This is a genomic window from Nocardiopsis nanhaiensis, from assembly GCF_054778635.1.
This window is the reverse complement of sequence record NZ_BAAGZJ010000048.1, coordinates 24,589-45,550: the sequence shown is the minus strand read 5'-3', so window position 1 is coordinate 45,550 and position 20,962 is coordinate 24,589. Positions and strand designations below refer to the sequence as shown.

At 70.7% G+C, this 20,962-nt stretch carries 18 protein-coding genes; 11 read left to right on the top strand and 7 right to left on the bottom strand.

The features are described 5' to 3' along the window. Window positions 1-25: 25 nt before the first annotated feature. Together rhaI and ACYVD1_RS21605 are read right to left on the bottom strand one after the other, a co-directional pair. On the bottom strand, window positions 26-1,204 hold the full coding sequence (gene rhaI, locus ACYVD1_RS21610) for an L-rhamnose isomerase (RefSeq protein WP_460775809.1): 1,179 nt from the start codon (window positions 1,202-1,204) through the stop codon (window positions 26-28). 51 nt (window positions 1,205-1,255) lie between these two features. Beyond that, window positions 1,256-1,858: a GNAT family N-acetyltransferase gene (locus tag ACYVD1_RS21605; RefSeq protein WP_460775806.1), complete on the bottom strand. Its 603-nt coding sequence runs from the start codon at window positions 1,856-1,858 to the stop codon at window positions 1,256-1,258. 221 nt (window positions 1,859-2,079) lie between these two features. Between ACYVD1_RS21605 and ACYVD1_RS21600 the strand changes: the two genes are divergently transcribed. Genes ACYVD1_RS21600 through ACYVD1_RS21590 form a run of 3 tightly spaced genes read left to right on the top strand, consistent with a single transcriptional unit; the run spans window position 2,080 to window position 6,200 of the window. Beyond that, the gene (locus tag ACYVD1_RS21600; protein ID WP_460775804.1) at window positions 2,080-5,532 is read left to right on the top strand and encodes a DNA polymerase III subunit alpha; all 3,453 of its coding nucleotides are present in this window, start codon (window positions 2,080-2,082) and stop codon (window positions 5,530-5,532) included. Window positions 5,533-5,589: 57 nt separating this feature from the next. Further along, window positions 5,590-5,805, top strand: a complete 216-nt coding sequence (locus ACYVD1_RS21595; protein ID WP_460775803.1) for a type II toxin-antitoxin system HicA family toxin — start codon at window positions 5,590-5,592, stop codon at window positions 5,803-5,805. Beyond that, the gene (locus ACYVD1_RS21590; RefSeq protein WP_460775802.1) at window positions 5,793-6,200 is read left to right on the top strand and encodes a helix-turn-helix domain-containing protein; all 408 of its coding nucleotides are present in this window, start codon (window positions 5,793-5,795) and stop codon (window positions 6,198-6,200) included. Before ACYVD1_RS21595 ends, ACYVD1_RS21590 begins: the two co-directional genes overlap by 13 nt. A gap of 126 nt (window positions 6,201-6,326) precedes the next feature. Here the strand turns inward: ACYVD1_RS21590 and ACYVD1_RS21585 are convergent, their stop codons facing one another. Beyond that, window positions 6,327-6,746 carry a CBS domain-containing protein gene (locus tag ACYVD1_RS21585; protein ID WP_460775799.1) on the bottom strand — a complete coding sequence of 140 codons (420 nt, stop codon included), beginning with the start codon at window positions 6,744-6,746 and terminating at the stop codon, window positions 6,327-6,329. Between the two features lie 245 nt (window positions 6,747-6,991). Between ACYVD1_RS21585 and ACYVD1_RS21580 the strand changes: the two genes are divergently transcribed. Beyond that, window positions 6,992-7,429, top strand: a complete 438-nt coding sequence (locus tag ACYVD1_RS21580) for a hypothetical protein (RefSeq protein WP_460775797.1) — start codon at window positions 6,992-6,994, stop codon at window positions 7,427-7,429. 212 nt (window positions 7,430-7,641) lie between these two features. Beyond that, a complete protein-coding gene (locus ACYVD1_RS21575) occupies window positions 7,642-8,673 on the top strand; it encodes an SDR family oxidoreductase (RefSeq protein ID WP_460775794.1) in 1,032 nt (343 codons plus the stop codon). A 130-nt stretch (window positions 8,674-8,803) separates the two neighbouring features. On the opposite strand, the gene ACYVD1_RS21570 is transcribed toward ACYVD1_RS21575, so the two are convergent. The 4 genes from ACYVD1_RS21570 to ACYVD1_RS21555 form a co-directional block, all read right to left on the bottom strand. Continuing rightward, entirely contained in the window at window positions 8,804-9,256 is a 453-nt protein-coding gene (locus ACYVD1_RS21570) for a thioesterase family protein (RefSeq protein ID WP_460775792.1), read from the bottom strand. After that, a complete protein-coding gene (locus tag ACYVD1_RS21565; RefSeq protein WP_460748781.1) occupies window positions 9,253-10,251 on the bottom strand; it encodes a 3-hydroxyacyl-CoA dehydrogenase NAD-binding domain-containing protein in 999 nt (332 codons plus the stop codon). The genes ACYVD1_RS21570 and ACYVD1_RS21565 overlap by 4 nt, the downstream gene beginning before the upstream one ends. Before the next feature lie 77 nt (window positions 10,252-10,328). Further along, window positions 10,329-11,234 (bottom strand): beta-keto acid cleavage family enzyme, encoded by a 906-nt coding sequence (locus ACYVD1_RS21560; RefSeq protein WP_460775788.1) that lies wholly within the window; start codon window positions 11,232-11,234, stop codon window positions 10,329-10,331. Window positions 11,235-11,365: 131 nt separating this feature from the next. Continuing rightward, the gene (locus ACYVD1_RS21555; protein WP_460775785.1) at window positions 11,366-12,247 is read right to left on the bottom strand and encodes a TetR family transcriptional regulator C-terminal domain-containing protein; all 882 of its coding nucleotides are present in this window, start codon (window positions 12,245-12,247) and stop codon (window positions 11,366-11,368) included. A 211-nt stretch (window positions 12,248-12,458) separates the two neighbouring features. On the opposite strand from ACYVD1_RS21555, the gene ACYVD1_RS21550 reads away from it, so the two are divergent. The 6 genes from ACYVD1_RS21550 (at window position 12,459) to ACYVD1_RS21525 (ending at window position 20,899) form a co-directional block, all read left to right on the top strand. Next, complete coding sequence (locus ACYVD1_RS21550; RefSeq protein WP_460775783.1) at window positions 12,459-14,177, top strand: BCCT family transporter; 1,719 nt, start codon at window positions 12,459-12,461, stop codon at window positions 14,175-14,177. Window positions 14,178-14,190: 13 nt separating this feature from the next. Beyond that, window positions 14,191-14,301: an NAD(P)-binding protein gene (locus ACYVD1_RS21545; RefSeq protein ID WP_460775779.1), complete on the top strand. Its 111-nt coding sequence runs from the start codon at window positions 14,191-14,193 to the stop codon at window positions 14,299-14,301. 129 nt (window positions 14,302-14,430) lie between these two features. Continuing rightward, window positions 14,431-15,177 carry an alpha/beta fold hydrolase gene (locus tag ACYVD1_RS21540; RefSeq protein ID WP_460775775.1) on the top strand — a complete coding sequence of 249 codons (747 nt, stop codon included), beginning with the start codon at window positions 14,431-14,433 and terminating at the stop codon, window positions 15,175-15,177. Next, window positions 15,174-16,571 carry a hypothetical protein gene (locus ACYVD1_RS21535; protein ID WP_460775772.1) on the top strand — a complete coding sequence of 466 codons (1,398 nt, stop codon included), beginning with the start codon at window positions 15,174-15,176 and terminating at the stop codon, window positions 16,569-16,571. Before ACYVD1_RS21540 ends, ACYVD1_RS21535 begins: the two co-directional genes overlap by 4 nt. Window positions 16,572-16,593: 22 nt before the next feature. Then, window positions 16,594-16,938 carry a DUF3140 domain-containing protein gene (locus tag ACYVD1_RS21530; RefSeq protein WP_460775770.1) on the top strand — a complete coding sequence of 115 codons (345 nt, stop codon included), beginning with the start codon at window positions 16,594-16,596 and terminating at the stop codon, window positions 16,936-16,938. A gap of 586 nt (window positions 16,939-17,524) precedes the next feature. Beyond that, window positions 17,525-20,899: a pyruvate carboxylase gene (locus ACYVD1_RS21525; protein WP_460775768.1), complete on the top strand. Its 3,375-nt coding sequence runs from the start codon at window positions 17,525-17,527 to the stop codon at window positions 20,897-20,899. Window positions 20,900-20,962 lie beyond the last annotated feature (63 nt).

Here is a 20,962-nt window from a genome sequence, read left to right as displayed (position 1 = left end):
GGGGTGGCTGGCGCGGGGTGGTCGTTCACGCACCCCACCCGGCCTGGGTTCCGCCCACGCGCTCGGCGCTGACCCGCTCCACGTAGCCGGAGGCGGCGTGCGCCGCCATGGGGTCGGGCTCCAGGCCCTGGTCCTCGCGGAGGCCGGCGAGGAGGGGGCGCACGTCGGTGTTGTAGGCGTCCATGAGCACGGCGTTGGCGCCGAGCACGTCACCCTCGTACTGGGCCGCGTCCAGGGCCTCACCGTCCACGAGCAGGGCCTTGGCCGTGGCCTCCTGGACGTTCATGACCGAGCGGATCTGCCCGGCGACCTTGGGCTCGATGTTGTGGCACTGGTCGAGCATGAAGGCGACCTCGGTATCGGCGGCCAGGCCACCGCCCCGCGCGACCTCGTACATGATGCGGAAGAGCTGGAAGGGGTCGGCCGCGCCCACCATGAGGTCGTCGTCGGCGTAGAAGCGGGAGTTGAAGTCGAAGGCGCCGAGCTTCCCGGCCCGCAGCAGGAAGGCGACGATGAACTCGATGTTGGTGTGCGCCGCGTGGTGCCCGGTGTCCACGCACACCACCGCCCGCTCGCCGAGTTCGAGGCAGTGCGCGTAGGCGGTGCCCCAGTCGGGCACGTCGGTGGCGTAGAAGGCGGGCTCGAAGAGCTTGTACTCCAACAGGATCCGCTGATGCGCGCCCAAGCGGGCGTACACCTCGGAGAGCGCTTCGGCCAGCCGGTCCTGGCGCGCGCGCAGGTCGTCCTGACCGGGGTAGTTGGTGCCGTCGGAGAACCAGAGCTTGAGGTCGCGCGAGCCTGTGGCGTCCATGACGTCCACGCAGTCCAGCAGGTGGTTCGTGGCCTTGCGGCGGACCTTGGGGTCGGGGTTGGTGACGCTGCCGAGCTTGTAGTCGTCGTCCTGGAAGACGTTGGAGTTGATCGTGCCGATACCGATCCCGGCCTCGCGCGCGTATGCGGCCAAGGCCCCGTAGTCGTCCACCTTGTCCCAGGGGATGTGGAGCGCGACCGTCGGGGCCACGCCCGTCAGGCGGTGGACCTCTGCGGCGTCGGCCATCTTCTCCCAGGGGTCGCGGGGCACCCCCGGTTGGCCGAAGACCTTGAACCGGGTGCCCGAGTTTCCGAAGGCCCAGGAGGGCAGCTCGATGTGTTGGCGCCGCAGGGTGTCCAGGGCCTCGGCGCGGCGGTCTGAGGAAGGTGCCACGGGGGTCTCCGTTCGGTTCGACGGCCGGGGATCCAAGTGAATTGAATCGTTTCAGTGAAGTTGGCCTGAACTTACTCGTGCGCCGCGGAGCATGTCAATATCTGCCCTGTGTTGTTGCAGGACATGGGGACAACACGTGCTTGAATCGTTTTTTCTCAGACCGGCTTCGGCGCCGACGCTAAGACACGGGGGCCGCACCCGGCTCGGCCTGCAGCAGGCGCGGGACACCGCGAACCCGTGGCGGGCGTAGGCGGAGACGGCCCGGTCGCTGGAGTGGACGGTCACCCGCCCCACCCCGGACTCGCGGGCCAGCTCCAGCACCGCCTCGACCATCAGGCCGCCCACGCCGCCGTCACGGTGCTCCGGCAGCACGTACACGCACTGCACGTCCCCCGAGGCCCGCTCGAACTCGCCGGGAAACGGAACGCGCCGGGTGACGGCCAACCACGCCATACCGATGACCGTGCCGCGCAGAACCGCGATGAAGCAGTGGTGGGAATCGGCGTTGCGCTTCCCCCAGTCGACGAACCGGGGCACGAAATCGTCGAGGGGGACATCGGGCTCTCCGTGGTTCTCCCGCATCCACCACCAGCGCAGTGCGGCGACGGCGTTCAGGTCCTGAGGGGTGGCCGGGCGCACGTGTACATCGCTCATGCCCGGGATTGTTCCGCAGCTGACCGAACCGGTCATCCCCCCACCCCGGAAACCGCCGCCACACGGGCCTTCCAACCCTCCCCCGACCGTGTTTACCCAGGCCAGAGGCGCGACCACCGCTCTTTCTGGGCTAGAATTCGCACACCAGTTCGACACGGCTGCCTCTTCCCCGCCGGCGCGACACCGGCCGCAGCGCACCGTCCCACGGGGAGGACCAGCAGATGCCGCTCGGCGGTGAGCACACGGACTTCGTCCACCTGAACTCCGTGTCCTCCTTCTCCACCAGGCACGGCACCCACCCGCCCGCCGCCCTGGTGGAACGCGCCGCCGAACTCGGCCAGGAGGTCCTCGCCCTCACCGACCGCGACGGCGTGTACGGGGTGGTCGACCACGTCCGCGCCTGCCAGCGCACCGGGGTCCGGCCCGTGCTCGGCTGCGACCTCGCGCTGGTCCCCGCCGAGCCCGCACCCGCGTCCGGGCCCTCCTCCCCCACAGGCCGGGTCACGGCCCTGGCCCGGGGCTCCCAGGGATGGGCCAGCCTGTGCCGACTCGTCACCCGGGCCCACACACCGCGCCCCGAGGCCCCCGAAACCCCCGCCCTGACCCTTGAGGACGTGGCCGCCGGGGCCGCTGGGGTCGTGGTCCTGCTGGGTCCCCGCTCCGACGTGGGGCGGGCCATCGCCGCCGAACGCCCCGGCCACGCCCGCCGCCTGCTCGACCGCTGGCGGGCCACCTGCGAGATCGCGGTGGAGGTGTTCGACCACGGCCTGCCCGAACAGCGGCGCACCGCCCGCGGCCTGCTCACCCTGGCCGCCGAGACCCACACCCTGGCCGTGCTCACCAACGCCGCCCGCTACCCGAAGGCGGAGGACGCCGAGGTCGCGCACATCCTGGACGAGGCCCGCCGCCGCACGCTCCGAGGTGCCCCGACCGGGCCCGCCGGCGACCGCGCCTACCTCACCGGTCTGGACGAGATGCTGGCCGTGGCCGAACGCCTGTGCGGCGGCGATACCGGCCGGGCCCGGCGCCTGATCGCCCACACCAACGCCCTGGCCGCCTCCTGCGCCCTGGACCCCGGGGCCGACCTCGGTATGGACCGCGTCCACCTCCCGGACGTGCCCAACGCCAGCGAGGGCCTCCTGCGCGCCTGCGAGGACGGCCTGCACCGGCTCGGGCTGGACCGCGACCCGCGCGCCCGGAGCCGCCTCGCGCACGAACTGGACATCATCGAACGCAAGCGCCTGTCCGCCTACTTCCTCACCGTCACCGACGTCGCCACCCGTATCCGGGACAAGGGCATCCGCTGCTCCATCCGCGGATCGGGCACCGGCAGCCTGGTCAACCACCTGGTGGGCATCTCCGAGGTCAACCCCCTCGACCACGGCCTGCTGATGGAGCGCTTCCTCAGCCAGAGCCGCACCGGACTTCCCGACATCGACCTGGACGTGGAGTCGGCACGCAGGCTGGAGGCCTACGAGGCGGTGTTCGGCGGCTACCCGGACGGCACCGCGTGCGTGTCGATGATGGAGACCTACCGCGCCCGCAGCGCGATCCGCGACGTCGGCTCGGCGCTGCGCATCCCCCCGGCGGAGATCGACCGGCTGGCCAAGGCCTTCCCGCACGTGCGGGCCGGGCGCATCCGCGACGCCGCGCGGGAACTGCCCGAGCTGCGCGGCTATGAGGGTTCGGGGCTGGACGGCCCCGCCACCCGGGAGCTGTTCCGCCTGGCCGAACGCCTGGACGGGCTGCCCCGGCACACCGCCATGCACCCCTGCGGCCTCGTGGTCTCCGACGCCACCCTGCGCGACCGGATCCCCCTCGAACCCACCCTGTCCGGCCACCCCATGGTCCAGCTCGACAAGGAGAGCGTGGAGCCCATGGGGTTCATCAAACTCGACGTGATCGGGGTGCGCATGCAGTCCGCCATGGCGCACACCCGTGACGAGATCGAGCGCACCGGTGACGAGTCCCTGGACCTGGCGGAGATCCCCGCCGACGACGCGGCCACCTACGCGATGATCGCCGCCTCCGACACCCTGGGCTGCTTCCAGATCGAGTCGCCCGGCCAGCGCGAGCTCGTCTCCCGGCTGCGCCCCCGCGACCTCGCCGACCTGACCGCCGACATCTCCCTGTTCCGGCCCGGACCGGTCGCCGGGGACATGATCACCCCCTACCTCGCCGCCCGCTCCGGGGAGCCGGTCGAGATACCCACCCCGGTGGTGTCCGACATCCTCACCGAGACCGGCGGGGTGGTGATCTGGCACGAGCAGGTCATCGCCCTGTTCCACGCCATGACCGCCTGCGGCCTGGACCGGGCCGAGGTGATGCGCCGCCAGCTCGCCACCGAAAGAGGGCTCGCCGAAGCACGGCAGGACTTCACCACCATGGCCCTGGACTGCGGGCACTCCCGGGAGACCGTGGACCTGGTCTGGGAGCTGGTGAGCTCGTTCGGGGCCTTCGGGTTCTGCCGCGCCCACGCGGTGGCCTTCGCCGTACCCGCCTACCAGTCGGCCTGGCTCAAGCGGCACCACCCGGCCGCCTTCTACGCGGGGATCCTCACCCACGACCCCGGCATGTACCCGCGCCGGGTCCTGGTCGCCGACGCCCGGCGCCACGGCGTTCCGCTCCTGGGCGTGGACGTCAACCGGTCCGGCTCCTCCTGGCGGGTCGAGCGCGTCGACGACGGCCACTGGGGCGTGCGCGCCTCGCTCTCCGACGTCCGCGGGATCACCTCGGCCGAGGTGGAGCGCCTCCTGACCGAACGGCCCTTCACCTCCCTCACCGATACCGCCCGCCGGGCCCGCCCCTCCCGGGACGTGCTGGACCACCTGGTGCGGGTGGGCGCCTTCGACGCCCTGCACGGGGTCGGCACCGGTCCCGGCGCACCCGACCGGCGCGACCTCCTCTTGCAGGCCAGCGCCTGGAACCGTGCGCACCGAGGCGGCCGCGGGGGCGGGGACGGCGACCGAACCGCCCCGGGCCAGCTGCCGCTGGCGGTGGAAGGGGCCACCCCCGCCCAGGGTTCGCTGCCGCCGACCACCGCCGCCGAACGGGTCGCCGACGAGCTGGAGGTGCTGGGTTACGAGACCAGCCGCCACCTGATCGACGGGCACGAGGAACTGCTCGCCGCCCTGGCCGCCGGGCACCGCCTGGTGCGCGCCCGCGACCTGAACCGGGTCGCCGAGGGCCGGGAGGTCCTGGTGGCGGGGGTGAAGGTGGCCACGCAGACCCCCGCCGTGCGTTCGGGCCAGCGGATCGTCTTCGCCACCCTGGACGACGGCACGGGCCTGGTGGACCTGGCCCTGTTCGAGTCCGCCCAGGGGCGGGCCGCAGCCCCGCTGTTCGGTTCCTGGCTGATGGCCGTGCGCGGCCGGGTGCGCCGGGCGAAGGGCTCGGGGCTGGCTACCCTCACCGTCGAGGACGTCCACGACCTGCACGTCCTCGACCGTGCCTGGTCGGAGGAGGGCAGGGAGGGGTTGGCCGCGGCGCTGCTCCCGACCCCCGAGGCGCCCCTTCGCGGCGGCGGGGACGGCTGGGGAGACGGCGGCCGGAGCGTGGGCGGGCGCCCGGTGCGCTACGCCAACGGGGCCCGGCTGTCCCCCTACGCCGACCTGCGCTCGGACCCCGCCCCACGCGCCCTGTGGCACGCCAGCCCCGGCAGCTCCGGAGGCTGATCAGCAATATCTAGAACCTCTTTATGCTTGACGACTAGGGGGGATAGATTTACCCTCATGGTGAAAGGGATGAAACGACGTCAGGTCGAACGGGCACTCGAGAAGAGCGGATGCACCAGGCACCCGAGCTCAGGCAGAGGAAACCACGAGAAGTGGAACTGCCCATGCGGGTCCCGCCAAGCCATCATCCCTCGACACGGTGAGATCTCCCCTGGAGTCATCGCCGACACGATCAAACGCATGGAGTGCCTGCCGAAGGGGTGGCTGCTGTGAGGACCTACCGGGTGCACGTCAAGCGCTGGGAACACGGCTGGGAACTCCACATCGACGGGGTGGGGGTAACCCAGACGCGCCGCCTCACAGAGGCCGAGGACATGTCGCGCGACTACATCGCCATGGCTCTCGACATCGGTGTCGACACGTTCGCCGTGAACATCCAGGACATCGAGGTCGACGCCGATGTAGACGCACTGGCTGACGAAGCAGAGCAGGCACAACGCGAGGCCGAGCAAGCGCAGCAGAAGGCGGTACGGAAGGCGGGGCGCACGGTCGCCAAGCTCCAGGAGCGAGGGTTGAGCAATCGGGAGATCGCTCGTTACCTGCGGATTTCCCCGCAGCGAGTTTCGCAGATCTCCAGACGGCAAGCTGCCATCGCCGCTCAGTCATGATCCAAGCGTGCATCTGCGCTCAGGCCGTTCCCGGCCTTCCCGGGAAGAGCCCCGCAAGAGAAGAACAGGGTGCCTCCGTCCAGCCCCCGTTTCCGGACGGAGGCACCCCTCCAGTGAGGTCTTCTGTCAGTGGTTGGGCTCGGCCACGGTGACATCGGCCAGTGCGGAACGGTCGTCGACCACCCGGGCCAGGTCGCCCATGGTCACGACACCCACCACTTCATCCCCCTCGACGACCGGCAGACGGCGAATGGTCCCCGCGCGCATGGCGTGCACGGCGTCCCCGACGCTGCCGTGGCGCGGCACGGTCACCACATCTGAGCTGCAGACCTCGCCCGCCCGGACACGCCCCGGATCGCCGCCCTCGGCGATACAGCGCACCACGATGTCGCGGTCGGTCAGGATGCCCCTGAGGTGCCCTCCCTCTGCCACGACGACGTCGCCGACGTCGGAGTACCGCATGATTTCGGCTGCTTCGCGCAGAGTGGTCTTGGGTGCGACCACCCTCACCGGCCCGGTCATCACTTCAGCAACGCTGTCCACCATGAGTGTCCCCCTCTCCGTGTCGCCCTCACGGCCCCACTAGCCGCTTCCGGGGTCGTCAAACAACAGACCGTGACCTCATGTCCTGCTCGTCGGACCGGATCACGGGTAGCCCTCATAAGAGAGCGGGGCGGAACCGCCCCGCGCACGGACGCAACACCGCGGGGGTGTCACGGATGGGCGGAAAGAACAGAGGTCAACGGGGTCGGCCATGGGTGCGGGGCGCCGCCAGAGGGGTGGTGGGTGCCATGGGGATGAGTGGCATGCGCCAGCTCGCCGTGGGGCTGGGGGCCATCGAAAGAACACCGCCCGACGCCATCCTGAAGGAGGGCGTGCCGACGCTCCTCCAGTCGGTGCCGGAGCACCGGCGGACGGCCGCCATCGAGCTCATGCACTGGGGATACGGTGCAACGGCGGGCGCGGTCTACGGTATGGTCCCCGCGAAGATCCGCCGGTGGCGCGTCTCGGGGCCCGTTTACGGCGTGCTCTCCTGGGGCTTGTTCGAGTTCGCCATAGCGCCGGCTCTGGGACTGGCGCACGCGCACCGCTCCCGGCCCTATGAGCGTGCAGCACTGCTGGTCGACCACGTCTTCTTCGGATTCGTGGTGGGCGAGCCCCCCGAAACCGTCGTGGTCGGCCCCGAGGACGGGCAGGCCCCGGACGGAGAGGCGTCCCGGGGCTCTTGAGCTCTTCGGCCGGATGGGTGAAGGCCTGGGGAAAGTTGCCGAACATCTCCCCTCCCGGTGCCATCTGAAAACGGAAGGCATTCCAGCGGAGCGCTTCCCCGGCACCCGTCTGAACGGGCCGGCTGCCGGGTAGCCGTAACGCACAGTCGGCAGTGTGCGGTGAGCGTTACGTCGAGGGCCGCACTGTCTCCAACGCAACGGTCGGGGGCCACATGCAGCGGCACGGTGTGATCGCGGTTTCGGGTGCGAGCGCGGGGGTGGGGCGCGCCGTCGCCCGGCAGTTCGCCGACCGGGCGGGGGCCGTGGCCCTGCTGGCCCGCGGGGAGGAGGGGTTGGCTGCCGCTGCCCGGGACGTCGAGCGCGCAGGGGCGAGGGCTCTGACAGTGCCGGTGGACGTCGCCGACGCCCAGGCGGTCGACAGGGCGGTGAAGACCGTCGAACGGGAGCTCGGCGCCGTCGACGTGTGGGTGAACGCGGCCTTCGCCTCCGTTCTGGGTCCGTTCATGGACATCGAACCCGAGGAGTTCACCAGGGTCACCGACGTCTGCTATCACGGCTACGTGCACTGCACCCGGTCGATCCTCCGGAGGATGCTCGACCGTGACCGGGGCACCGTCGTCCAGGTGGGCTCGGCCCTGGCCTTTCGCGGCATCCCCCTCCAGTCGGCCTACTGCGGGGCCAAGCACGCACTGCGGGGGTTCAACGACTCCCTGCGGGCCGAGCTGACCCATGCCGAGGCGAACGTGCACGTCACCGAGGTGCACCTGCCCGCCGTCAACACACCCCAGTTCAGCTGGGCCCGTTCCCGCACGGGCACGGGGACCCGTCCGGTACCGCCTGTCTACCAGCCGGAGGTCGCGGCCCGCGCGATCGTGTTCGCCGCCGACCACCCCCGGCGGCGCGAGTACTGGGTGGGCGTGTCCACGGTGATGACGATCCTCGGTCAGCGGACCGTCCCCGGGCTGTTGGACCGCTACCTCGCCTCCACCGGCTTCGGGGCCCAGAAGAGGCAAGGTGTGGCGCCTCCCCGCCGGGACAACCTGTTCCATCCGCTCGACGACGATCGGGACTACGGGTCCCACGGGGAGTTCGACGGCGAGTCGCGGTCGCGGAGCGCGCAGAGCTGGTTGAACGAACGGAGGAAGGCGCTGGCCCTGGGGATCGCCACGGCCGTAGCCGTGCCACTGGTCGCGGTCCTGGGCAACCGGCGCACCCGTGCCTCACGGTCCTGTCGGCGGCGCTGAGCGATATCCGCGCGCCACACGGAGCCCCGACGACACCCCTGCGTGCTCGCCGGGCGCCGGTCGGAACCGGCACCCGGTCGAGCGGTCGGTGATCGCCTGTGGTGGCCGCCAACCAGGGCACCGAACCCCGTCAGCGAGCGATGGAGCGGCCCGCGTAGTCGGGTGCGGGTTCGGCGAGAGCAGCGAGGGCCTCGGCGACCTCCTCGGGGAAGGGCACCGCCCGGCCCTGCTCCTGGTCGACGTGGAGCGCCATGAGCTCCTCGCTCGCGACCAGCTGCCCGTCGACGCGCATCTCGTGGCAGATCCGCGCCTTCTTGGCACCGGGCTTCTCGGGGCCCGGGCTGACCACGCGGGTGCGGACCTCGACCTCGGCGTCCGCGCCGACCTCGTTCAGGTACCGCACGTGCGCCTCGACCGTGTACAGCGAACAGCCGGTCCGCTCGCGGTAGGCGGTGTCCAGGCCGACCCGGTCCATGAGGGCGTCGGTCGCGAACCCGAAGATCAGGACGTAGTAGGCCTCGCTGAGGTGCCCGTTGTAGTCGATCCACTCGGGCCGCAGGGGCTGGGTGAACGTGGCGCTCACGCGGTCCCCCGCTCCCGCTCGGCGGCCTCGGCTGCCTCCTCGCGCTCGACTTCCTCGAGAGCCCGCGTCACCGCGATCAGGCGGCGGTCGCGCTGGGCGATCAGCTCGGCGGTGGAGCGCCCGGCCACGACCTCGTCGGTGCCCGCCACCATGCGGTCGCGCAGCTCGGTGGTGAGTTCGGGCGCCTCGAGACGGGTCCACGGGGCCTTCAGGGACGGACCGAAGTGGTCGAGCATGTGCGCCATGCCGCCCTCGCCACCGGCCAGGTGGAAGGTCAGGCAGGGCCCGTGGAAGGCCCAGCGCAGACCGGGGCCGCTGGTCATCGCCAGGTCGATCTGCTCGACCGTCGCCTCACCCTCGGCGACCATGTGCAGGGCCTCGCGCCAGGCGGCCTCCTGGATGCGGTTGCCGATGAACCCCGGGAGCTCCTGGTCCATGCTGATCACCGACTTGCCGGCGGCCCGGTAGAAGTCCGAGGCCCAGTCGACGGCCCACTGCTCGCTCTGCTCACCGCCGACGACCTCGACCAGGGGCACGAGGTAGGGCGGGTTGAACGGGTGGCCGACCACGAGCCGGCCCGGGTTGGCCGCCTTCACCTGCATCTCGCTCATGCTGTAACCGGAGGTGGACGAACCCACGACCACACCCTCGGGCGCGGCGGCGTCGATCTCGGCCAGCAGCTCGGTCTTCAGGTCGAGGCGCTCCGGAGCGCTCTCCTGCACGAAGTCGGCGTCGGCGACCGCCTCGGCCAGAGTGTCCGCGACCCGCAGGTTGGCCGTGTCCGCGCCCTCGGCCAGGCCCAGGCGCTCCAGGGCGGGCCAAGCGGAGGAGACCAGAGTGCGCAGCTTGCTCTCGGCGTTCGGGGCGGGGTCCCAGGCGACCACCTGGTAGCCGCGGGCCAGGAAGTGGGCGACCCAGCCGCCCCCGATGACACCCGCTCCGACGCAGGCGACCGTGCGCACGGCGTCGGGGGTGGTTCTCGCGTTCTCGGTCATCATGTTCCTCACGTGATGGGGCTGGCGGTAAATGTTGGGGTGCGCCAGGTGTGGAGCGCGCCCAGGGATGGAGTGCTCTAGGCGGCGTTGGCGCTGCGGAGCTTGAGCATGCTGCGGGCCTCGTCCGGGGTGGCCACCCGGGCGCCGAGCTGCTCGATGATGTTGACCGCTTTCTCGGTGAGCTGGCCGTTGGTGGCCTTCACACCGCGGCTGAGGTACAGGTTGTCCTCCAGGCCGACCCGGGCGTGCCCGCCGAGCAGCACCGACTGTGCCACCCACGGCATCTGCTTGCGGCCGATGGAGAAGCTCGCCCACTTAGCGCCGGCCGGGAGCATGTTCACCATCGACTGCAGGACACCCGGGTCCGACGGCGCGCCGTAGGGGATGCCCGAGCACAGCTGGAACATCGACGGGTCGTTGATGAGGCCTTCGGCGTGCATGGTCTTGGCGAACCACAGCTGGCCGGTGTCGAAGATCTCCAGCTCGGGGCGGACCCCGAGCTCCTGGATGCGCTCGGCGCCCGCGCGCAGCATGTCCGGGGTGGAGATGTAGACCTGGCTGCCGTCGCCGAAGTTCAGGCTGCCGCAGTCCAGGGTGCAGATGTCGGGCAGCAGCTCCTCCACGTGCGGCAGGCGGTCCAGCCCGTTGACCAGGTCGGTGCCCTCCCCGTAGGCGAGCGGGTCGTCCTGCCCGATCACCAGGTCTCCGCCCATGCCGGCGGTCAGGTTGATGACGATGTCGATGCCGGTCTGGCGGATGCGGTCGACGACCTCCCGGTAGAGCGCGTTGTCCCGCGAGGGGGCACCCGTCTCGGGGTCGCGGACGTGGATGTGCACCACGCTGGCACCGGCCTCGGCCGCCTCGACCGCGGCGGCGGCGATCTGCTGAGGGGTCACCGGAACGTGCTCGCTCCGGCCGACGGTGTCCCCCGCACCGGTGAGGGCGCAGGTCAGGATGGGCTTGTAGTTCATGGTGTCGCTCACGAAGAGGCTCCGTCTCTGTATGGCTTGCGGACCCGGCGCAGGCGGAATCGCCGCCGGGCCGGGTGGGTCCGGTCGGGCGGGTCCGTATGGGTTGGGAAGGTCCGGGCGGAACGGTGCGGTTCTGGTCGGGTTCAGTTCCGCAGGACGTCGCTGGCGATGACCGAGCGCAGCGTGTCCCGCATGTGGCCGACGGACCGTCCGGGCATCCCAGTCATGACCTGGATGCCCATGCCGTCGATGAGGGCGGTGAGGCGCTTGGTCATCTCCTCGGCGTCGAAGTCACCGAAGACCCCGCTCTCCTGCCCCTCCCGCAGGGTGCGGGCGATGGTCTCGTGCCAGCGGCGGTAGGAGTCGGCGTGCAGCTCCCGCATCTCGGGGTTGATCGCTGCCGCCGTCCATACCTGGAGCCAGATCGACCATTCCAGGCGCAGCCGCTCCGAACGGGGAAGCTGCAGTTCGATGAGTTCCAGCAGGCGCTCGTGTGCGTTCTCGATGGTGTACAGGCCCGCGACTTGGCGGTCGAAGGCCTGCTTCACCGAGTGGCGGAGCGCTTCCACCAGCAGGTGGTTCAGGGTCGGGAAGTGGTAGTGCACCGTAGCGCTGGACGTCCCGCACACCTGGGCCACCTGCGCGACGCGGACCGAGTGGTAGCCGTGCTCGGCGATGAGGGTCCACGCGGCCTCGATGATCTGGAGTCTTCTGTTGTGCTCCTTGGCCGCCCCCGGGTGGTCGGCCAGCTCGGCCGGGGGCGGTGCGACCGCCGACGAGTCGCGCGGTGCCGCCGAGACCGTGTCGGCGTCGTCCTGGCCGTTGAGCAGCCAGTTGACCGTCACCCCGGTCTCGTCGGCCATGCCGGACAGTTCCCGGGCGGTGAAACGCCGGGTACCCGTCAGGGACTTGGAGAGTTTGGTGGGGTCGATGCCGAGCCTGGCCGCGAACTCCCGTTGGGAGAGGCCGGATCGGCGGATCGCCTCACGCGCTCTGCTGCGCACATCGTCGGTCGTGTCGCTCACGGCTGAGAACCTAGCAGCGCCATAGCGATTATCGCAACGCGACCGTGGTTGCCATTTCGTTATGAGAGCGCTTTCTTGACACCCCCCAGGAGCGTCAAAGTCCTCATTTTAGCGGTAAGTCGAATATTTCGGGCGATCCTCAGAGGGCTCAAATCGCAATGATGCGATGTCTGACTGTTTGATTAGTCAACCGCAACGCAGTAGTAACTGAATGGTCCTGCCCGCTATCCCGGAGGTGACCCGAGTCATCCGCTGGAACATCGACAACAAAGTCTTCTGGCCCGCCCTGATCATGGTGATCGGCTTCACCGCGCCGTTCGTGGTCGCGCCGCAGACGGGTGAACGCCTCCTCGACGGCGTCCTGTCCTGGTTACAGTCCGGCTTCGGCTGGTCGTACATGTGGTTCGTCGCCGCCCTCGCCGTCCTGCTCGTCTGGCTGGCCTTCAGCAGGTACGGCAGCATCAGGATGGGCAGCCCCGACGACCGCCCCGAGTTCTCCACCCCCACCTGGCTCGCGATGATCTTCACCGCCGCGATCGGCGGCGGCCTCATGTACTGGGGGATCATCGAGTGGGCGCACTACCACGTGGATCCCCCCTACCAGCTCGAACCGCGTGGAACCGAGGCCGCCGAATGGTCGGCGACCTACCCCCTCTTCCACTGGGGCCCGACCGCCTGGGCCGTCTTCTGCGTCCCGACCCTCGCCCTCGCCTACGCGTACCACGTGCGCAAGATCCGCCGGCTACGGCTCAGCGAGGCCTGCCGCGGAGTGCTCGGCGACCGCGTCGACCGCTGGCCCGGACGGCTGATCGACGTCTTCTTCATCATCGGGATGATCGGTGCCGCGGGCACCTCCCTGGCCCTGGCCGTGCCCACCATCGCCGAAGGCGCGTCCCGCATGCTCGGGGTCGAACCGGGGGCCGTGCTCAACACCGTCGTCATCGGCCTGTGGACCCTGCTGTTCGCCGGAAGCGTCTTCCTCGGCCTGCACAAGGGGCTGAAGCGTCTCGCCAACCTCAACCTGTACCTGGCCGCCACCCTGGGTGTCCTGGTCGTCGCGGTGGGCCCGGCGGTCTTCGTCCTCGACACCTTCACCAACAGCGTCGGCATGCTCGCCCAGAACATCGTGCGGATGAGCACCTACACGGATCCAGTCGGAGGGTCGGGCTTCCAGGAGATCTGGACCATCTTCTACTGGGGCTGGTGGATCTCCTACGGACCGTTCGTCGGCATGTTCTGCGCGAAGATCTCCAAGGGCCGCACCGTCCGCCAGATCATCATCGGTATGTGCGGGTTCGGAAGCCTTGGCTGCTGGCTCTCGTTCGCGCTGCTCGGCAACTCCGGCATGGCCTTCGACCTGCGCGGCGACGCGGCCATCGTCGACACCCTGGAAGCCGAGGGAGCGGTACCGGCCATCTTCGCCACACTGGAGGCGTTCCCGCTCAGCTGGATCATCACCCCGCTGTTCCTGCTTCTGCTGCTGATCTTCCTGGCCACGACCCTGGACTCGGCCTCCTACATCATGGGCGCGGCCACCTCCCGCGACCTGCCCAACGAGGTCGAGCCCGCGCGGCCCACCCGTGTGCTGTGGGCCGTCGTCCTGGCAGCGGTGTCGGTCTCGGTGATGTCCGCCGGAGGTACGGACGCATTGCAGACCCTGTCGGTCGTGACCGCGTTCCCGCTGATCGCCATCCTGAGCCTGGTCGCGGTCTCCCTCGTGCGCTGGCTCCGCGAGCACGACCTCCGCCGCGCCCACGCGATCGGCCCGGACGCAAGCGGTCCCGTCCTGGACGGCCACGCGAGCGGCCCCGCCGAGCCTGCCGGGGATCCCCGCGGATACGGTGGCGCCGCACCACCGCACACCGCCTCCCCGGCGCGCCCGGAAGGGACCCCTGCCGTTGAGCACTCACCACACGCAAGCGAACAGTGACGGACCGGCCCCTGTGGACGCCGTCGTCATCGGAGCCGGTTTCGGCGGCATGTACGCGCTCCACCGCCTGCGCGACCGCCTCGGCCTGAACGCCCACGCGTTCGAGGCCGGGGCGGACGCCTGAACCCGACACAGTCCTGCCCGGGCCAGGCAGTTGGCCCGGTCCCCTCCCCCGTCCTTCCTGGTTGGGAGCTCCGCCGCGGGGGTAGTGGTGGCTACCACTACTCCGCGTACGCGATTCGGTGGGGGCCGTATGAGGTCAAGCGAGCAGACGGACACACTCACACACGGCGCTGTCACGAGCTGGCACGTACCGGGTCGGGCCCCGTCATTGGTCTGCGTACACGGCGCCGGTGTCTCGTCAAGACAGACACTCCCACTGCTCAAGGAGGCCGCTGGGAGGAGGGAGGCCTGGGCCCTGGACCTGCCCGGATTCGGCCGGAGCACCGCCGCTGACCGTCGGCCGACCGTCCCCAAGCTCGCGGACGCCCTCCTGGAGTGGTTGCGGCACCGCAGACTGGATCAGCCCTGCCTCCTGGGCGCGTCGCTGGGAACCCAGGTCGTCGCCGAAGTCGCGGTGCGTGCACCGGACGAAGTCGGATCGGTGGTCCTGGTGGGTCCCACGGTGGACCCCGCGGCACGCTCACTGGGCCGACTGGCGGCGCGCCTGCTGCGGAACAACCTCCACGAGGGGATGTCGGTGGTCACCTCCAGTTTCGCCGACTACCGCGACGCGGGACCCCGCCGAGTCCTGCGCAGCTGGGAGCAGAGCAGGCGCCACCGGATCGAACGCGTCCTGCCCGGGATCCGGCAGCCTGCCCTGGTCCTGCGCGGGCAGAAGGACGCCATCTGCCCGAAGGCCTGGGCGGAGGAGGCCGCACGCCTGCTTCCGCGGGGCCGTCTGGTGACCGTCCCGGGACAACCGCACGCGCTCACGTCCGCCGACCCGGCACAGGTCCTCAGGCTGGTCGACGGCTTCGCACGGGAGGTGGCACAGTGAAGCCCCAACGGATCGTGGCCGGGTTCGACTCCGCCACCGCCATGCTGCGCGCCCTCTCCTCCTACAACGCGGGAGGAGACGTCCCACTGGGCGGGGAGGCCCCCGGCTACCTGGAGAACGCCGTCGCCGCCGTCGCGGGTGCGGCCAACAGGACCCCCAGGAAGCTCAAGGAGAAGGTGTACGCCGCCTCCGGCTGGGCCGAGGCCGTCCCCCGGCACCGCGTCGGTGAGATCGACTCCGACGAACTCGCCTCCTGGGTTGTCGGCCACTACCCGAAGAAGCAGTCCGAGCTCGCCTTCATCGGTTCCTCGAACGGTGCCCTCACCCATCTGGCCGCCGGGGTGGAGGCCCCGTGGCTGCCGCAGACCCTGCTCATACCCGTCCGCCGGGGCGGGGTGCCGCCCGAGGACGCGTCGGAGGACCTGCGCAAGATGCGGCCCACCGGCGAGGCCCTGGTGGAGGCCAACCCGGACTGGCGCCTGCACCACATGCACGACCCCAACCAGGACCGGTTGATGATCGCGGGCATGTGCTACTTCAGGGTCAAGTGGCTCAGGCTGCCCGAGGCCTACCGCCGTTTCCTCCGGTCCCACGTCGCACCCGGCGGCACGCTCGTGGTCTCCGACTGCGGTATGCAGTGGCCCACCACGCGCGTATCCGACCGTTACGTCTTCCAGCACGGCGGTTTCGGAGGCGCCACCCTGGAAGAGCTCCGGTACGGAGGCGAGCGCGTCCGCCGGTACCTGCGGGCCTACGGCTCGGACTACGAGCGCTTCGTCGCACCGGAACCGGACGGGGAGAGCCCCGAGGCCGAATGGGGGTTCGCCCCCGAGATGATGGCGGACCTGCGCGAGCTCGCGGACGAGCAGGGATGGACCCTGCTGCGCCTCGGCTACGACGAGCCCGAGTCCCTCAGCCCGGCCGTGGCCGAGACCTACCGGGACTGGTACCGCAGACGCGGTGTGCCCGAGAACCGCCTGCTGGTGGAGTCCTTCATGCTTCTCGATCCCTATTGGACCCTGCGTACCGGGTCCGTCCCCTTCTGGACGGTCTTCAACAAGGAGCCGTCGCTGCGGGCGCTGCACGACTACCTGGACCGGGTGCCCGGCTACGAGGAGATCCGGATGATCCTGTTCTCGCACGGTGTGGAGTCCGTGGGGCTGGCCCGGGCCTCGGAGTGGGCCGAGGTGCTGGAACGGGCCACGAAGGTGGGTTCCTTCTTGGGCACGGACCCATCGGCCTTCCCCCGGGACTTCGCGGTGTTCGCCCGGGCACGCAGGGAGCTGGAACAGGTCCGGGGACGGCAACTCATGCCTCCGCCACTGCGCTGGTCGGAGGCCGAGGACTCCATCCGGGCGTTCGACGAGGTCGAACTCAGCAAGGAACTCAGCTAGAGGTACAGGGCGGTGACCACCGATGGCGACCAGCGACGAGAGAACCGATCAGGCATGGGAGGAGTTCCACTCCGCCGTGAACATGAGTGGGGAGGAGCTGAGGACCTGGCTGCTCACCGACGCTTCGGGGGAGGACGCCTTCCCCGCCGATGCCGGGGTCGACGGCCAGGGGGAGCGGATCGTCGAGATCCTGGACAAACGCCGGACCGATGTCACTACGGACGACGTCGACCTGATGGAGCGCGTGGCCGCGTTCGTCCGCGGGGAGCTGGGCCGGCCCCGCCCGGAGGACGACCGGTGGCGCAGGCGGCTCATGCGGGTGGGACACGACCCGCTCCAACCCGACTCGGGCCCCGACGACACCTGAGTGCGCGGCCGACCGGTCGGAGGTGCTCCGGCCGGTCGGCGTGTGTACGGCGACCGGCCGTAGGGCGTGTTCGGTGGATGCTGCCCGTCGAGAAGGTGCTGCGCCGTAGGCGTCCGTTGAGGGGTGGTGGCGGGCGACGAACGGGGGTGCTGCGCCGTAGGCGTCCGTTGAGGGTTGGTGGCGGGCGACGGGCGGGCGTATCCAGTGGTGCTGGCACAAGGCCGAAGAAGGAGTTCCCCTACTGTGCACTGCCTCGCAAGCTCGGCAGCATCGCACAGCGGGGGCCCGCCCGGGTTTGGCTGTCGACTGAGAGATGCGCAGTGACAGTGCCGCTGGGGCGACACGCAGCAGGGTACGTGCCCGCTGCACATGCCCTAGGCGCCCGACGGACACGCCGCCTCCGCCAACGATCAGCGGAACCGGAACCCCGCCCCAGGTGATACCCCTCCCAGTCCGGCTCGTTAGGGTTCCGGTGGTCCCAGTTAGGGCACCGGTTGCGTGAAACCGGTGCCGGACCCGGCACGGCCACCGGCAACGGCGCCGGTCCCTGCCCACACCGCACCACGGAGTCCAGGAGGCATCCGGCATGTTCGAGAAGATACTGGTGGCCAACCGCGGTGAGATCGCCATCCGCGCGTTGCGTGCCGGACACGAGCTCGGCGCACGGACCGTCGCGGTCTTCCCCCACGAGGACCGCAGCTCGCTGCACCGGCTCAAGGCCGACGAGGCTTACCAGATCGGCGAACCGGGGCACCCGGTCCGTGCCTACCTCTCGGTCGACGAGGTCGTCCGTGCCGCGCGGGAAGCGGGCGCGGACGCCGTCTACCCCGGTTACGGCTTCCTCTCCGAGAACCCCGACCTCGCCCGAGCCTGCGCTGAGGCGGGCATCACCTTCGTCGGTCCGCCCGCCGAGGTGCTGGAACTGACCGGTAACAAGGCGACCGCCATCGCCGCCGCCAAGCGCGCGGGCATCCCGGTCCTGGAGTCCTCCGAACCCTCCACCGACGTCGAGGGGCTGCTCGCCACGGCTGAGGAGATCGGTTTCCCGCTGTTCGTCAAGGCCGTGGCCGGTGGCGGCGGGCGGGGCATGCGCCGCGTGAATTCCGCGGGTGCGCTGCGGGAGTCGGTCGAGGCGGCCATGCGCGAGGCCGAGACCGCCTTCGGCGACCCCACGGTGTTCCTGGAGCGCGCCGTGGTCGACCCCCGCCACATCGAGGTACAGATCCTCGCCGACGGCCAGGGCGGCGTCATCCACCTGTACGAGCGCGACTGCTCGGTGCAGCGCCGCCACCAGAAGGTCGTGGAGCTCGCCCCGGCGCCCAACCTCGACCCGGAGCTGCGCGAACGCATCTGCCAGGACGCGGTGCGCCTGGCCCAGGAGCTCGGCTACCGCAACGCGGGCACGGTGGAGTTCCTCGTGGGCCGGGACGGGCAGCACGTGTTCATCGAGCTGAACCCGCGCATCCAGGTGGAGCACACGGTGACCGAGGAGGTCACCGACGTCGATCTGGTGCAGTCGCAGATCCGCATCGCCTCCGGTGAGACCCTCGCCGACCTGGGCCTGGGCCAGGACGACATCGTCGTGCACGGCGCCGCCCTGCAGTGCCGCATCACCACGGAGGACCCGGCCAACGGCTTCCGGCCCGATACCGGGACGATCAGCGCCTACCGCTCCCCCGGCGGCTCGGGTATCCGCCTGGACGGCGGCACCGCTGCCGCCGGTTCGGACGTCAGCGCCTACTTCGACTCCCTGCTGGTGAAGCTCACCTGCCGGGGCCGCGACTTCGCCACGGCGGTCAGCCGGGCCCAGCGCGCGGTGGCCGAGTTCCGCATCCGCGGTATCTCCACGAACATCCCCTTCCTACAGGCGGTCCTGGAGGACGAGGACTTCCGTGCCGGCCGGGTCACCACCTCGTTCATCGAGGAGCGCCCCCAGCTGCTGACCGCGCGCCCCTCCGCGGACCGGGGCACCCGCCTGCTCACCTACCTGGCCGACGTGACGGTGAACAAGCCGCACGGAGAGCGCCCGCACCTGGTGGAGCCGAGGTCGAAGCTTCCCGCGGTGGCCGAGGGCGCCCCTCCCGCCGGATCGAAGCAGCGCCTGACCGAACTGGGTCCCGAGGGGTTCGCGCGCTGGATGCGCGAGTCGGACACCCTGGGGGTCACCGACACCACCTTCCGGGACGCCCACCAGTCGCTGCTGGCCACCCGGGTGCGCACCCAGGACCTGCTGGCAGCCGCACCGGCCGTCGCCCACACCCTGCCCGAACTCCTCTCCCTCGAGTGCTGGGGAGGCGCGACCTACGACGTCGCCCTGCGGTTCCTCTCCGAGGACCCCTGGGAGCGGCTGGCGGCACTGCGCGAGGCCGTGCCCAACGTCGCCCTGCAGATGCTGCTACGCGGCCGCAACACGGTCGGATACACGCCCTACCCCACCGAGGTCACCAACGCGTTCGTGCGTGAGGCCGCCGAGACCGGGGTGGACATCTTCCGGATCTTCGACGCCCTCAACGACGTCGAGCAGATGCGCCCGGCGATCGAGGCGGTCCGCGAGACCGGCACCGGGGTCGCCGAGGTGGCTCTCTGCTACACCTCGGACCTGTCCGACCCGTCCGAGAAGCTCTACACGCTGGACTACTACCTGAAGCTGGCCGAGCGGATCGTGGAGTCCGGGGCGCACGTGCTCGCAATCAAGGACATGGCCGGCCTGCTGCGCGCCCCGGCCGCGGCCCGCTTGGTGACCGCCCTGCGGAGCGAGTTCGACCTGCCCGTCCACGTGCACACGCACGACACTCCCGGCGGCCAGCTGGCCACCTACCTCGCGGCGGTGAACGCGGGCGCGGACGCCGTGGACGGCGCCGTGGCCTCGCTGGCGGGCACCACCTCGCAGCCGTCGCTGTCGGCGATCGTGGCCGCCTTCGACTACTCCGCGACACCCACCGGGCTGTCGTTGGACGCCGTGAACGAGCTGGAGCCCTACTGGGAGGCGGTGCGCCGCGTCTACGCGCCGTTCGAGGCGGGCCTGGCCTCGCCCACCGGCCGCGTCTACCACCACGAGATCCCCGGCGGCCAGCTGTCCAACCTGCGCACGCAGGCCATCGCCCTGGGCCTGGGAGACCGCTTCGAGGACATCGAGGCGATGTACGCGGCGGCCGACCGCATGCTGGGCCGCCTGGTCAAGGTGACCCCGTCCTCCAAGGTGGTGGGCGACCTCGCCCTGCACCTGGTGGGCGCCGGAGTCTCCCCCGAGGAGTTCGAGCAGGACCCGGACCGGTTCGACGTACCCGACTCCGTGGTGGGCTTCCTGCGCGGCGAGCTGGGCGTGCCCCCGGGCGAGTGGCCCGAGCCGTTCCGCACCAAGGCGCTACGCGGGCGCGGCGAGGCGCGGACGACCACCCAGCTCACGTCGGTGGACCGCGCCGGGCTGAACGAGGAGCCGCGCGCCACCCTGAACCGGCTGCTCTTCGAGGGGCCCACGAAGGAGTTCGAGTCGCACCGCGCCGCCTACGGCGACACCAGCGTGCTGGACAGCAAGGACTTCTTCTACGGCCTGCGTGAGGGCGAGGAGCACGTCGTGGACCTGGAGCCCGGCGTGCGCCTGCTGATCAGCCTCCAGGCGGTGAGCGAGCCCGACGACCGCGGGATGCGCACCGTCATGACCACCCTCAACGACCAGCTCCGTCCGCTGCACATCCGGGACCGGGCCCTGACGTCCAACGTGCACGAGGCGGAGAAGGCCAACCGCGACGACCCCGCACAGGTCGCGGCGCCCTTCGCCGGGGTGGTCACCCTGACCGTCGGTGAGGGCGACGAGGTGAAGGCGGGCGACACCGTCGCCACCATCGAGGCGATGAAGATGGAGGCCTCGATCACCACCTCCCAGGGCGGTGTGGTCGGCCGCGTGGCCGTCGACGGCGTCCAGCGCGTGGAGGGCGGCGACCTGATCGTCCACCTTCGCTGACCTCCGCGTCCGCCCCGGGCGGCCGTCGGGGACGGCGGCGGCCCGGGGCCGCGCGGGTTCTGC

What these genes read in the sequence shown, in the direction of transcription:
- ACYVD1_RS21585 (WP_460775799.1), bottom strand. Translation starts at nt 6,746, where the DNA reads ATGGTGGACAGCGTTGCTGAAGTGATGACCGGGCCGGTGAGGGTGGTC.
- ACYVD1_RS21600 (WP_460775804.1), top strand. Translation starts at nt 2,080, where the DNA reads ATGCCGCTCGGCGGTGAGCACACGGACTTCGTCCACCTGAACTCCGTG.
- ACYVD1_RS21565 (WP_460748781.1), bottom strand. Translation starts at nt 10,251, where the DNA reads ATGACCGAGAACGCGAGAACCACCCCCGACGCCGTGCGCACGGTCGCC.
- ACYVD1_RS21540 (WP_460775775.1), top strand. Translation starts at nt 14,431, where the DNA reads ATGAGGTCAAGCGAGCAGACGGACACACTCACACACGGCGCTGTCACG.
- ACYVD1_RS21525 (WP_460775768.1), top strand. Translation starts at nt 17,525, where the DNA reads ATGTTCGAGAAGATACTGGTGGCCAACCGCGGTGAGATCGCCATCCGC.
- ACYVD1_RS21575 (WP_460775794.1), top strand. Translation starts at nt 7,642, where the DNA reads ATGCAGCGGCACGGTGTGATCGCGGTTTCGGGTGCGAGCGCGGGGGTG.
- ACYVD1_RS21530 (WP_460775770.1), top strand. Translation starts at nt 16,594, where the DNA reads ATGGCGACCAGCGACGAGAGAACCGATCAGGCATGGGAGGAGTTCCAC.
- ACYVD1_RS21595 (WP_460775803.1), top strand. Translation starts at nt 5,590, where the DNA reads ATGGTGAAAGGGATGAAACGACGTCAGGTCGAACGGGCACTCGAGAAG.
- ACYVD1_RS21550 (WP_460775783.1), top strand. Translation starts at nt 12,459, where the DNA reads ATGGTCCTGCCCGCTATCCCGGAGGTGACCCGAGTCATCCGCTGGAAC.
- ACYVD1_RS21580 (WP_460775797.1), top strand. Translation starts at nt 6,992, where the DNA reads ATGGGGATGAGTGGCATGCGCCAGCTCGCCGTGGGGCTGGGGGCCATC.
- ACYVD1_RS21605 (WP_460775806.1), bottom strand. Translation starts at nt 1,858, where the DNA reads ATGAGCGATGTACACGTGCGCCCGGCCACCCCTCAGGACCTGAACGCC.